This window comes from Kovacikia sp. CALU 1929 (assembly GCF_056784235.1).
This window is the reverse complement of the sequence record NZ_JBXBCF010000075.1, coordinates 1-13,476: the sequence shown is the minus strand read 5'-3', so window position 1 is coordinate 13,476 and position 13,476 is coordinate 1. Positions and strand designations below refer to the sequence as shown.

At 49.9% G+C, this 13,476-nt stretch carries 10 protein-coding genes and 1 pseudogene; 8 read left to right on the top strand and 3 right to left on the bottom strand.

The annotated features are described in order from the left end of the window. Window positions 1-337 precede the first annotated feature (337 nt). Both AC1S52_RS18540 and cydB read left to right on the top strand, forming a co-directional pair. A complete protein-coding gene (locus AC1S52_RS18540) occupies window positions 338-1,783 on the top strand; it encodes a cytochrome ubiquinol oxidase subunit I (RefSeq protein WP_482030524.1) in 1,446 nt (481 codons plus the stop codon). Window positions 1,784-1,937: 154 nt separating this feature from the next. Further along, window positions 1,938-2,951 carry a cytochrome d ubiquinol oxidase subunit II gene (cydB, locus tag AC1S52_RS18535; RefSeq protein WP_482030523.1) on the top strand — a complete coding sequence of 338 codons (1,014 nt, stop codon included), beginning with the start codon at window positions 1,938-1,940 and terminating at the stop codon, window positions 2,949-2,951. 70 nt (window positions 2,952-3,021) lie between these two features. Here the strand turns inward: cydB and AC1S52_RS18530 are convergent, their stop codons facing one another. Next, window positions 3,022-3,939, bottom strand: a complete 918-nt coding sequence (locus tag AC1S52_RS18530) for an SMP-30/gluconolactonase/LRE family protein (RefSeq protein WP_482030522.1) — start codon at window positions 3,937-3,939, stop codon at window positions 3,022-3,024. 8 nt (window positions 3,940-3,947) lie between these two features. Next, on the bottom strand, window positions 3,948-5,588 hold the full coding sequence (locus tag AC1S52_RS18525; RefSeq protein ID WP_482030521.1) for a RecQ family ATP-dependent DNA helicase: 1,641 nt from the start codon (window positions 5,586-5,588) through the stop codon (window positions 3,948-3,950). Between the two features lie 427 nt (window positions 5,589-6,015). Between AC1S52_RS18525 and AC1S52_RS18520 the strand changes: the two genes are divergently transcribed. The 4 genes from AC1S52_RS18520 (at window position 6,016) to AC1S52_RS18505 (ending at window position 9,063) form a co-directional block, all read left to right on the top strand. Continuing rightward, window positions 6,016-6,162 carry a hypothetical protein gene (locus AC1S52_RS18520; RefSeq protein ID WP_482030520.1) on the top strand — a complete coding sequence of 49 codons (147 nt, stop codon included), beginning with the start codon at window positions 6,016-6,018 and terminating at the stop codon, window positions 6,160-6,162. 141 nt (window positions 6,163-6,303) lie between these two features. Further along, window positions 6,304-7,767 carry a phosphoglucomutase/phosphomannomutase family protein gene (locus AC1S52_RS18515; RefSeq protein WP_482030519.1) on the top strand — a complete coding sequence of 488 codons (1,464 nt, stop codon included), beginning with the start codon at window positions 6,304-6,306 and terminating at the stop codon, window positions 7,765-7,767. Window positions 7,768-7,829: 62 nt separating this feature from the next. Then, entirely contained in the window at window positions 7,830-8,057 is a 228-nt protein-coding gene (locus AC1S52_RS18510; protein WP_482030518.1) for a hypothetical protein, read from the top strand. Continuing rightward, window positions 7,969-9,063: a metallophosphoesterase family protein gene (locus tag AC1S52_RS18505; protein WP_482030517.1), complete on the top strand. Its 1,095-nt coding sequence runs from the start codon at window positions 7,969-7,971 to the stop codon at window positions 9,061-9,063. Before AC1S52_RS18510 ends, AC1S52_RS18505 begins: the two co-directional genes overlap by 89 nt. A 69-nt stretch (window positions 9,064-9,132) precedes the next feature. On the opposite strand, the gene speA is transcribed toward AC1S52_RS18505, so the two are convergent. Continuing rightward, on the bottom strand, window positions 9,133-11,262 hold the full coding sequence (gene speA, locus AC1S52_RS18500; RefSeq protein ID WP_482030516.1) for a biosynthetic arginine decarboxylase: 2,130 nt from the start codon (window positions 11,260-11,262) through the stop codon (window positions 9,133-9,135). A gap of 306 nt (window positions 11,263-11,568) precedes the next feature. Here speA and AC1S52_RS18495 point away from each other — a divergent pair, with 306 nt between their 5' ends. Both AC1S52_RS18495 and AC1S52_RS18490 read left to right on the top strand, forming a co-directional pair. Beyond that, window positions 11,569-13,140 carry a TM0106 family RecB-like putative nuclease gene (locus AC1S52_RS18495; RefSeq protein WP_482030515.1) on the top strand — a complete coding sequence of 524 codons (1,572 nt, stop codon included), beginning with the start codon at window positions 11,569-11,571 and terminating at the stop codon, window positions 13,138-13,140. Between the two features lie 259 nt (window positions 13,141-13,399). Continuing rightward, window positions 13,400-13,476: pseudogene (locus tag AC1S52_RS18490) on the top strand (IS200/IS605 family transposase); the annotation flags it as partial.

Below are 13,476 nucleotides of genomic sequence, written 5' to 3'. Positions count from 1 at the left end.
TAAACGTTACTGAATCTGGGAAGGAATGAATAGTCGCTTTAGGATTGCCCCCTACAATGACCGGGTAGGCACACAGGCACTCCCTCCCGATGAGGTATTACGGTTTAACTCAGCAACGCCACTCCCAAAAGAAGCTGTCAACGAAGGATACATTTCATCTTGGGAAGCTAAATGCGCCTAAAGTCATATTTTTGGAAATCCCCATCACCCATCCTGACAAACTTCTCTACCTAAACTAAATCCTGATCTTTAGACTTTCTAAGAAATATTACGCTTTATCAAATGGGTCATTATCCTGATCCTCGGTAGCCTCTCAAATTTACTCGAGGAGAGTGCGATGGAATTTTGGTCCGATACGTTGGTGCTGTCGCGCATGCAGTTTGCGCTGACTGCTATTTTTCACATGCTGTTTCCCGTCCTGACCACAGGTATGGGAATTTATCTGGTGATGGTGGAAGGGCTATGGCTAAAAACCAAAAATCCCGATTATTACCACCATGCCCGTTTCTGGTCAAAGTTTTATGTCTTAAATTTTGGAGTTGGGGTGGCAACTGGTATTCCGATGGAATTTCAGTTTGGTACCAATTGGGCACCGTTTTCTGAAGCTGTCGGTAACTTTTTTGGCAGTGTGATTGGATTTGAAGCATCCTGGGCATTTATGCTAGAAGCGGCTTTTTTGGGCATCATGCTGTTTGGATGGGAGCGGGTGAGTCCCGCGATTCACTTTCTTTCGACGATCCTGGTTGCGGTCGGTGCCAACCTATCTACCGTCTGGATTTTGACTGCCAATTCCTGGATGCAATCCCCGGCAGGAGGTGAATTAGTTGATGGCAAATTCGTTGTTCATGATTACTTCCAGGCAATGTTCAACCCGTTTATGTTGAACAGTGTTCTGCATATGTTTTTTGCCACCCTGGAAACGTCTCTGTTCGTAATTGGCGGCATTAGTGCCTGGTATATTCTTAAACGTCGTCATGAAGCTTTCTTTTCCCGATCGCTCAAAATTGTGATAGCTGCCGCGATCGCGGTTGCCCCACTACAACTTTATATCGGTCATCTAAGCGGTGAGCAAGTCTACCATTACCAACCCACCAAACTTGCCGCGATGGAAGCGCAATGGGAAACTTCCCCTGCCGGACAGCCCGCTGACTGGAGCTTAATCGCCCTTCCCAATGAAAAAGCGGAGAAAAATGATTGGGAAATCACGATCCCCAATGCCCTGGGGCTGATTCTGGAATTTAAGCAAAATCTATCTGAACCCGTGCAGGGTTTAAAGGAGTGGAAGCCAGAAGATAGACCCCATCTGGTTGGGTTGATTTACTATGCCTTTCGCACCATGATTGCGATCGGATTTTTCTTTGCAGGTTTGATGCTGCTCAGTGTGCTCTGGTGGTTGCTGGGCAAACTGTCTCCCGAAAAAATTGCTCAACAGCGCTGGCTCATGGTTGCCTGGATATTTGCAGCTCCCCTGGGTTATATCGCTGTGGAATCAGGCTGGATCGTGCGCTGCGTCGGACGGCAACCCTGGACCCTTTATGGGCAGATCCGCACGGTTGATTCAGTTTCCAATCTACCGCCCAGCAACGTGTTGACATCCCTGCTTGCGTTTGCAACGGTTTACTCCGTTCTGTTGGTGGCTTTTCTGTATTTTGGTAGCCGCATCATCCGCAAAGGTCCCAACTTGGATCTACCTGTTCCCGGTACTGAACCCGACCAACCCGCCGTAGACACCAAACCTGGAGAGTTTGTACCAGACGATCGCCCGGTTGAAGCGCAGCAGTAATAGGTGATGGGTGAGAAGAGTTGTTCGTTGTTGGTCAGTGGTCAGTGGTCGGTGGTCAGTGGTCAGTGATTATTGGTCTTTACAAAGGACAAACGACAAATAACTCTATCCCCCAACTTTCAACTCTCAACTCCCAACTCCCAACTCCTTCCCTATGGAAACTCTTACCTACTTTCTTCCCCAGGTCTGGTTTGTAATTCTGGCGCTTTTTCTGTTCCTGTACGTGATGTTGGATGGGTTTGATCTGGGGGTGGGCATTTTATCCCTGACTTCGGATGATGAGGAGCGGCGGGGTATTTTGATGACGAGTCTGAGTAACATTTGGGATGCCAATGAAACCTGGCTGGTATTGATGGGGGGTGGGCTGTTTGGAGCCTTTCCCCTAGCCTATGGCACGATTCTAAATGCCCTGTATATCCCAATTTTTGTGATGATTTTTGGTTTTATTTTTCGGGGTGTGGCGTTTGAGTTTCGGGAGCAGGCAACCCGCAAGTTTTTTTGGAATATTGCCTTTGGTGCGGGTAGCTTTGTAGCAGCGCTAGGGCAGGGGTTTGCGTTGGGTGCAGTCCTGAAGGGAATTGCAGTCGATAAAACGGGTCATTTCATTGGTGGAACCTGGGACTGGTTAAGCTGGCAGTCGGTGTTGGTGGCACTGACTCTAATTCAGGCTTACGTTTTGATTGGCTCCACCTATTTGGTGTGGAAGACAGAAGGGGAGTTGCAGGAAACCCATTACAGAACTGCCAAAATCGCTGCCTGGACAACGCTCCTGGGAGCGATTTTTATTACGATTTCAACGCCCATCTTTTACGAGAGTGCACGATCGCGGCTGTTTCAGCAGCCCCTGATTTACATCTTTGCCATTATTCCCATTCTGGGAGTTCTTCTGATTGTGCAGTTGCTTAGAAGCCTGAATCGCAAGGAAGATCGGGGTCCCTTTCTGTGGACAATTCTTTTATTTGTCCTCACGTTTCTGGGTTTGGGTCTGATTGTGTTTCCCTATATCATTCCAATGCAAATCACGATTTACGAGGCTGCTGCCGACCCTAGTTCTCTGGTGATCATGATTATTTTTATTGGGTTTCTAATACCCGTGATGCTGTTTTACAACCTCTACCAGTACATTGTGTTTCGAGGCAAAGTCACCAGTGGTGGTTATGGGGAATAAGGAAAGGGATTAGGAGGTATCAGGTGTCAGGTGTCAAATCCATAAGCCAAAAATCTAGAAATCACTAGTCCTAACCAAAAGAATGGGCAGGTAATCCAACCGTATCGGTGGCTAGACAAAACAAATCGCCAGAGTGGAAGCTTTTCTCAATTTCTGCCTGACTCTGCCCAACCGAGGCTGTGGTGATATAAAGCGTGGTCAGATCAATCCCCCCAAAGGTGCAGGCGGTTGGACACTGAACAGGCATTGGGATGCGTTTGATCTCTTTGCCGCTGGGATCAAATTGAATCACACACCAGCCATCCCAGATAGCAGCCCAGATGCAGCCATCCTGGTCAATCGTCAGTCCATCGGGGAAAAGGGAAGCTTCGTTTAAATCAATCAACACTCGCCGGTTGCTGATAGAACCAGGTTCAGGCTCAAAATCATAGGCATAAATGGTTCTTTTAGGGGTGTCAGTCAGATAAAAGGTGCGGTCATCGGGACTCCAGCCCAGCCCATTGGAAATCGTTAGCCCAGTTTCCATGCAATGCAAAGAGCCATCCGGGTCATAACGGTAAAGACTGGCGACTGGCTCTTCAGGATGCCTGGAGCCAAACCAGAAACGCCCTGATGAATCACATTTGCCATCATTAAACCGATTCTGCGGTTGGTTGGCTTCTGCTTCCACGGTCACAACGGGAGTTACACTCCCATCACGGGTATCTAGAAATGCCAGACTGTGACGCTGCGCCATTAGCAATCGATGCTCCCCTGCTGGGGCAAGGCAGCCAACCACATCCCCGACATCAAAATAGCGAGTTTGCCCGGTGGTGGGGTCAAATTGATGAACCCGGTGATTGTAAATATCGACCCAGTACAACAGTTGGGTTGCCAGGTGCCAGCAGGGTCCTTCTGCCAGACGCGATCGCGTAGGTAAAACAGGTTTTGGCAAAAGCTGGTTTGTCGCCTGCGTTTGCAGAGTGGAAGACACCTGATGTAATGACATGGACAAAATTACTCCTGAACTCGTTGAAGTAGTCGATATAGACGGGCAATATCCACACTTAAGGTTTTATAGCCGACCTGGTCGAACAGCACCACCACTTTGTCACTCTCATGGCGCATTACCAACCCTTCCCCCCAGGTTTTGTGGCGAACCCGACTGCTAACAGGAAACGGGTGTTGCGCCTCACTTTCATCGGCGGTAATTCCGGCTTTGCAGTTGTCGCACGTTCCGCAGGGAGATTCAAACGCTTCCCCAAAATAGTTGAGTAAATACTGACGGCGGCAATCTTGCACTTCGGCGTAACCACGCATCATTTCCAGCCGCGATCTCTCCCACTGTTTCCAGCGGTCCTGAGTCTCAATGATCGCCTCTGCTGTTTCACTGGCTTCAAGTTCAGACTTTGTAGCAACCACTTCTCCGGTCGGTAGAGTTTCGACGGCTCCCACCTCCGTTAGCCGGTTTAAAACCGTTTTGAGTTTAGCCTGGGAAAGTTCAATCTGTTCATGCAACTCTTTGGGTGTCACAGGTTCTGTTTGCTGTTGCATCAATTCCGCCACCTGTTCAATCTGTTCCGGGTCAAGCTGCCCACCACCAGAAAAAAACCGGCGCAGGTTGAGATCCTCTGGATTATACAAGAGTAAAGCTTTGGCAGGGTCTCCATCTCGACCTGCTCGCCCAATTTCCTGATAGTAAGCGTCAAGCGAACTACTGATATCGGCATGAAACACAAACCGAACGTTTGGCTTATCCATTCCCATACCAAACGCCGTCGTAGCGACCAGGACATCGATCTCATCTTGCATAAAGGCTGCTTCCACCTGTTCCCGTGCGATCGCTTTCATTCCCGCGTGATAATAACTTGCCTGAATTCCCAAATCTTCTAACCGTTGGGCGATTTCTTCCGTTCGTTTGCGGGTTGCGGCGTAAACGATTCCGGGTTTTTCAGTGTGAAGGACGCGATCGCACAACACGTCTAACTTTTCAGCATTATCGTCATACCGCTCCACCGCCAACCAGAGATTAGGACGGTCAAACCCCTGAACCACCAGAGCAGGATTTTCCATCCCTAACCGTTCAATAATTTCTTCCCGAATCGGCGGGGCGGCTGTCGCTGTCAGAGCAATGATTCTGGGGTGTCCCAACGCTTCTATGACAGGGTTCAATTGTAAATAGTCGGGACGAAAATCGTGACCCCAGGCGCTAATGCAATGCGCTTCATCCACTACAAATAAGGATGGTTGGGCAGCTTGTAAATGTGCCAGGGTTTCCGGATTGCTAAATTGCTCTGGAGCCAGGAAAATAAACTCCAAATCTCCCTCTTTCAGGTCTTCAAAGGTTTCCTGACGTTGAGCTGTACCAATCGTTGAATTAACCACGGCAGCCTCACCGATATCTTGCTGAGCGATCGCCTGCACCTGATCACGCTGCAAAGCCAGCAAGGGTGAAACAACAACGGTTGGACCTGCAATTAAATACGCTGCCAGTTGATAAATCGCAGATTTTCCTGCGCCAGTTGGCATCACAACCAGCGTATCGCGCCCAGCTAAAACCTCCAGAACCGCCTGCTCCTGTCCTGGATGAAGCTGTTCATAGCCAAAACAGTCTCGTGCAATCTTTTGCAGAGGTGGCTGGGTTTTCTTTTTAGGCATAACAGGAAAAACCTCGAAGTGATTTACGGTCGTTTACCTATCCACCCAATCCCCCACTCCGAAAAGCCTGGCAGCCAGAATAAAAACAAATACCTTTAAGGCGAGCAGTTTAGAACTATTCCCCATTATTAGTAATGGTTGAAGGAGTTCACCTCTCCCTAAAGGCTGCGATGCGGCTTCCAGATGCAGCTTCAAAGTAATATCTATTTTTTCTTTTAGAGACCAATCCTTATCACACCGGAAACTGATTGCCAAAAGAAATTTTTCAGATATGATGACTGCACATGGTTAAAGATTTACTACGCCTTGGGACAAATAACTAATTTTTTGATTTTCTCCAAATTTGTCTCCCATTAGGCGGATCTGATCTTGAAGAGATGCGTCTGGCTCGTTACTCTAAAGATAGAGCAGCTAGAAATCATGGAACATGTATAATACTCCCGTTGAAGTACCCGATCAGATCAGTACTTTAGAACTATCCAAAATTTGGTTATATAAGGCGTTCCAAAACCTTGAGCGCGAATTGGAAGCAGAAACAAAGCAGGAAGAGTCCTCCGCAGAAGACGATAACTAAAATCCTCCGTTTAGTGGATTAGTGCCAGGAAGCCGTGACCCCAATACCAGGTTAAAGTTACGATATAGCAGCGTCTTGCCTCTGGATGAATGCCCTTTTCAGGGAATACACTCAGAGGCGTAGACTTCTGCTTGTTCTTCCATGAATCACCCCTCTTCCACTTTGGTCACTACAAATTCCATTAAATTTGGTACGGACGGCTGGCGAGGAGTTATCGCGGCTGATTTCACCTTTGAACGCCTAGTTCTAGTTGCCCCTCTGGCTGCCCAGGTGCTTGCTGATTTCTATGGCAAAGCAGCCGCCAGTCGCACAGTCATTGTGGGCTACGATCGCCGCTTTCTCTCAGAAGATTTTGCCCGTGCGGTTGCCGATGCGGTCATTGCAGCCGGATTTGATGTGCTGTTGTCAGAAGGTTATGCGCCCACCCCGGCATTTAGCTGGGCAGCCAAACAGCATCATGCTCTGGGGGCTTTGGTCATTACCGCAAGCCACAATCCTGGGAAGTATTCAGGACTTAAGGTGAAGGGTGCCTTCGGCGGCTCGGTGCCCCCGGTGGTGACTCAGCAAATCGAAACGATGCTGAAGGAAGGCATCACGAATCATCAGGCAACGCCGGGAACTTTGCAGACCTTTGACCCCTGGCAGGGTTACTGTCATGAACTACGAACGAAGGTAGACATTGACCAGATTCGGGAGGCTTTGCAGCAAGGAAAGATAACGGTCTTTGCCGATGTGATGCATGGTGCCGCGGCTGGAGGCTTGCGGCGGCTGCTGGATGCTCCCATTCGGGAGTTACATAGCAACCGTGATCCACTATTTGGTGGCGGTGCCCCTGAACCTCTGCCTCGATACCTGACAGAGTTACTGACTCAGGTTAAGACTTATCATCAGGAGAATCCCGCTGAACTTGTTGCAGGGCTGGTGTTTGATGGAGATAGCGATCGCATTGCAGCGGTTGACAGCCAGGGCAACTTTCTCAGTTCTCAAATTCTGATTCCCATCCTGGTGGAGCATCTGGTTGCCCGCCGGGGTTTAACGGGTGAATTTATCAAAACCATCAGTGGCTCAGACCTGATGCCTAAAGTGGCTGCCCTGTATGGATTATCCGTATTCGAAACTCCCATCGGTTATAAATACATTGCCGATCGCATGTTAGAAGCCCAGGTTTTGCTAGGCGGAGAGGAATCTGGCGGCATCGGCTATGGCAACCACATTCCAGAACGGGATGCGTTGCTATCAGCGCTGTATCTGTTGGAAGCCATTGTTCAATCGGGTACGGACTTAAGCGACCTCTACCGAAATCTGCAAACCCGCACCGGCTATACCTCTGAGTACGACCGAATTGATCTGCCGCTTTCGGGCATGGATGCCCGCGATCGCCTGCTTCACCAGTTGAAAACCAATCCGCCCCAGGAAATTGACGGACACCAGGTGGTGGACTGTCTCGCGATTGATGGCTACAAGTTTCGGCTGGAAGATGGCAGTTGGCTGCTAATCCGCTTCAGCGGAACAGAACCCGTTCTGCGTCTCTATTCTGAAGCGGCTACCCTGGATCGGGTGCATCAAACCCTGAATTGGGCAAAAGACTGGGCAAGTAAAGCATAATTTCACCAAAATGCGATCGCCATGTCAGCGATATGGGTTAAGGTTGTCCCTGGAAACTGATCTTGGACTTGTCAAACTATGCGTTTCTGGCGATCGCTCTGCCAATGGCTGGTGATGGGCATTATCGGATTTCTCCTGACTCTGGGGGTACACGCCTGCCAGTCTGGGACTACTTCCCAAGCCCCGGTCGCCCCAGAACCAGTGGATGTAACCACGCCTCAGACAACGGCACCACCACCCTCGCCCCTGCCCCCAGAGACGGCAGCGATCGCTGCCAGTGCCGGACCTAATGGTCTATTTGACCCGCCTCGTGGCGATGTCCGGTTTGTGGTAATCAGCGACCTGAACGATGTTTATGGGTCTACCGACTATCCTCCAGAGGTGGATAAGGGGATGAAGCTAATTCCCTTCTGGAAACCAGATATGGTGTTGTGCAGTGGAGACATGGTAGCTGGACAAGATCCAACCCTAACCGATGAACGCCTGCGGGCAATGTGGCAGGCATTTGATGATCACATAGCGGCTCCCCTGCGTCAGGCAAACCTGCCTTTTGGCTTCACCATTGGTAATCACGATGCGTCGGGTGCCTTGGGCGTAACCGGAAAATTCCTGTTCCAGCGGGAACGGAACGCGGCAGCCGCATACTGGAAAGACCCGGCACACAATTCCGGTATTCAATTTGTCGATCGGTTTGAGTTTCCTTTTTATTACACGTTTGAGTTTCAAAATGTTTTTTTCCTGGTCTGGGATGGTTCCTCCCACCAGATTCCTAAAGACAAACTTGCCTGGGTAGAAAAAACACTCTCCAGTGAAAAGGCACAGAATGCCAAGATGCGGGTTTTAATAGGGCATTTGCCTCTGTACGCGGTGGCGATCGGTCGAAATGAGCCGTCTGAGGTGATGGAAAATGCCGATCAAGTGCGGGCAATGCTGGAAAAATACAAGGTTCATACCTATATCAGCGGACATCATCATGCCTACTACCCCGGACATCGGGGGAATCTCCAACTCCTGCACATGGGCATTTTGGGATCGGGACCCCGCCCACTGGTCGATGGCACACCTCCCCGCAAAGCTATGACGGTTGTAGACGTTAAATTTGACTCCCCCGAATTAACCACCTACACCACCTACGATATTCAGACACTGCAACAAATTGAATACCAGCAATTACCTCGTTTCTTGACCGGGCACAATGGAATTGTGATGCGGCGAGATGTCCCGTGGAGTGAACTAACCGCCCAGGAAAAAGCGACCTGCGTTAGTAAGTTAGGCAGTCAACGGTGTAATGCTTGATGGATCGGCATTGCTGAATGCAGGTATGATTTCGCCCCCTTACCCTCCCCCGTTAAAGTATGTCCATACTCATGGAGACAGGTAGGTGTAGCGGCTCAGGCTGCGTTCATAATTTTGCAAAAGCAATTGGGAGTCTTGCAGAGAAATTCGCTTTTCCTGCATTGCCTGTTCTGTTTGCTGACGAATACTTTCAACCAGATCTTCGGAGTCGTACTGGACGTAACCCAGCACTTCGGTCATGGTGTCGCCTTTAACGACGTGGTCAATCTGGTAGCCCTTGGGCGTGAGCGTAATGTGAACGGCGTTGGTGTCACCGAATAGGTTGTGCAGGTTGCCCATGATTTCCTGGTAGGCACCGTTGAGAAACATGCCCAGGTAATAGGGTTGGTGTTCTTGAGGGGTGGAAGGTGAGGTGTGAGGTGTGTTCGCCTCTGGCGTTCCCGAAGGGTGGGGTGAGGGGTGAGGTGTAAGGGGAATCAATGAGTGGAGTTCCAGGACGTGTTTCACATCCCGCAGATCAATAAACTGGTCAATTTTGCCGTCGCTGTCGCAGGTCAGATCTGCCAAGGTGGCACGTTTGGTGGGTTCTTCGTCCAGACGATGAATGGGCATGATGGGGAAAAGCTGGTCGATCGCCCAACTATCCGGTGCAGACTGAAACACCGATAGATTAACGTAATAAATCGATGCCATGATCTTTTCCAGATCTTCCAGATCGTCGGGGACGTATTCTTGCTGACGGACAATACCCAGAATCTTTTCACAGCAAGCCCAGTAGAGCCGTTCGGCGTGGGCGCGTTCGGGCAAACTAACGTAGCCAAAATTGAACAGGCTGATAGCCTCTTCCTTAAATTGGGCGGCATCGTGGTATGCCTCCTGGTAGTTTTCTTCGCTGATGGATTCGTAGGTTTCGTAAAGATTACGGATGATCAGGTGTTCCTTTCCCTGGAGCGGTTCGGGGGGACTGGCGGGAGCATCGCTGGTGCCCAGGACATTGAATACCAGGACAGACTGATGGGAGGCGATCGCCCGTCCACTTTCGCTAATTAGGGTTGGAACGGGTAAATTCCGCTCGGCACAGGCTTCCTTGACCTCTGCGACAATATCATTGGCGTAGTTCTGGATGTTGTAGTTTTTGGAGGCGTAGAAGTTGGTTTTGGAGCCGTCATAGTCCACCCCTAAGCCGCCACCCACATCCAGATATTTCATGTTTGCACCCAGTTTTGCCAGTTCCACATAGACCTGGCTGGATTCTCGAATGGCATCCTTAATCACCGCAATAGAAGAGATCTGGGAACCGATGTGGTAATGCAGGAGTTGGAGTGAGTCCAGCATATCGGCAGCACGGAGTTGCTCAACCGTCTGGAGAATTTCGGGAATAGTCAGCCCGAACTTGGCGCGATCGCCCGCAGAGGTGCCCCACCGTCCAATCCCTTTACTGCTCAACTTGGCACGCACACCCACAATCGGGCGAATCCCTAACTTGCGTCCAGCTTCAATCACCAGGGAAACTTCTTCGATTTGCTCCAGTACGATAATCGGGATTTTTCCAAGCTGCTGCGCCAGGATTGCCATTTCAATATATTCCCGGTCTTTGTAGCCATTGCAGATTAGCAAAGCGCCCGCTGTGTTCAGACTTGCCAGGGCAATCATTAACTCTGGTTTAGAACCGGCTTCCAAGCCAAACTGGTAGGGCTTGCCAAATTTCACCAGGGCTTCGATTAAATGGCGTTGCTGATTACATTTGACCGGGAAAACGCCGCGATAAACGCCATCGTAGTTGTAGCGAGCGATTGCCTTAGCAAAGGCTGCGTTCAAACGCTCGATCCGGTCTTCCAAAATGTCCGAGAAGCGGATCAGTAGGGGCAGATTAAGGTTGCGTAGTTTAAGGGCATTGACCAGTTCATAGAGATCCAGGGAACCGCCGCGATCGCCCAGGGGTGAGACGGTGACGTGTCCTGCCGCATTAATCGAAAAGTAAGGCTCTCCCCAGCCTGTGATCCGATACAGCTCCTCACTGTCCTCAATCGACCACTGTTTGGCTGCCCCGGTGGCAGCCTCTAGAGTGTGCTGTGAAGTCGAGTCGGAGGTTGACCTGGAGGAGTTACCATTGGCACGTTTTCTGGTACCTGTTTCATCCCGCAAGTCTGCCAGGGCTTTTTCACCCTCAACCTTGGGAGGAACTGATTTTCCGACCATTTTTCTGAGACCTCGCGATCGCTACAGAAATGACAGTGTACCGCATCCATTGTCAGGTTGCTGGTAAGACAGCATACCGATGGGTAATCGGCTCCTGACTCCTACTTCCTGCCCAGTTTTTCACAATTGATGACCAGTAGTTCACCGTTAGCTGTTAGCATTTAGCTATTGACTAAACTTCAGAGGGGTGCTTTCGGCTCTGTTTATGGGTGTCGCGATCGCCAATTTTAGGGCGTTGTGAAAACTGTTGATTGCAACCTGCCAACGTTGGCAGGTTGGTCTAATTAAATCGTCCTGATCAATTGGTTGAGCGCTATATTTGGCACCATTTCCTATCCCGGTGTAACTGGTCAAAGACGCATGTTCATTGATGCTGAACTGCTACTAAATTATCAACGCTGTAGTCGGCGGGCGTTTTTGGATGCGTATGGCGACTTAGATCAACGTGACCCTCCGAATGACTACCTGCTGAAAATTTTGCAAGACAGCCATGCAAATCGCCAGTCGGTGATAGCAGAACAGACGTTTAGACAACCCGCCTATTCTTACCGCAACTGGCAGGCAGGTGCAGCATCAACGCTGGAACTGATGCAGCAGGGGACAGACCGCATTTATAAAGGTATCTTGCTGAGTGAAACTAGCGATGGTACTACGCTGGTTAGCAATCCTGACTTGTTAGTTAAACAACCCGGTCAATCCATTTTTGGAGACTGGCTTTACGTTCCGACTGAAATTAAGTTGGGTAAGCGCCCAAAGTTGGAATATCAAATTATTGCTGCTTACCATACCTATGTACTGGCACAGGTGCAGGGAGCCTGGGCAGAAACCGTGTGGCTGCTGCTGCGGGAGCGGGGACATTATGCCGTTGATCTGTGGGAAATTCTGCCCAAAATGCAGGAAATTCTGGCAGATTGCATTTTGACCCTAACCCAGCCTCAGGAGCCAGAAGTTTTTATTGCCCGTAACCGATGTAGCCTCTGCCACTGGTTCAGCCATTGTTATTCCCTTGCCAAAGCGGAGCAACACCTTTCCCTGCTTCCTGGCGTTACCCCAACCCGCTACCTTCAGTTGCAAGCGCTTAATTTAACCACGGTCAAATCCCTGGCAGACGCTAATCCGATACAACTTGAACCCTTACCGGGATTTGGCAGAGAAACGGCTTATAAGCTGGTGCGACAGGCTCGCTCTACCTTGCAAAATCGGGCATTGTTGGTTGAAGAGAGGACTGAACTGCTTACCTCGGCGAATGGGCGATCGCCACGCTCAGTTAGCCCCCCCCAGTCGCACCTCTCAAAAGGCGATTTGCCCACTGCCCCAGTTGAACTCTACTTTGACATTGAAGCGGAACCCATGTTGAATCTGGTTTACCTGCATGGGGTTCTGGTGGTAGACCGTCATGCCAAGACGGAGACATTTCACTCCTTTGTTGCTGAGCGTCCTGAGGATGAGCCACTTGTCTGGCAGCAATTTTTAGATCTGGTTTGGACTTATCCCACGGCTCCCATATTCCATTTCTGTCCCTTTGAGGTGCAGACGGTTGAGCGACTCGCCGAACTTTATAAAACTCCTTCCAACCGAATCAGACCGCTATTGACCCGCTTCGTCGATTTACACGAGCGGGTTACTCGTTTGGTCACTCTGCCCGTTGAAAGCTATGCACTTAAGCCCATTGCCCGCTGGCTTGGTTTTGATTGGCGCGACCCCACAGCCAACGGTGCCCAGTCCATTTACTGGTACTCGCAATGGCAGACTACCGGCGATCGCACCTATCTCAATGCCATCCTCGACTACAACGAAGATGACTGCCGTGCCACTTACCAGATTAAAGACTGGTTGGTTAATTTTCTCCAGGAAGTATACCAGGCAGAATTGGCTTGATAGGTTTTAGGTTTTAGGTGTTACTTCTCTCTAGAAGAAGCGAAAGGCTACCTAACACTTAGGGACTCGCAAATTAATAAAGTCCCAACGTCATTCCCGCGCAGGCGGGAATCCATCGTGGAGCAGATTGTCTAGCGGGTACTTTATTGTCCCAGCACGCTAGTCAAAACTACCCACTTTAGTGGGAGGCTTTAGCTGCTACACATTTTCCAGGGCTTCAGGCAGATTTGCAAAGATGGTAGCTTTGACAGAAACCATCATGGCAGAACAACGACGGGGAAGTCACACGGTTACACGGTTAACAGTCCATATCGTCTGGGTAACGAAGTATCGCTA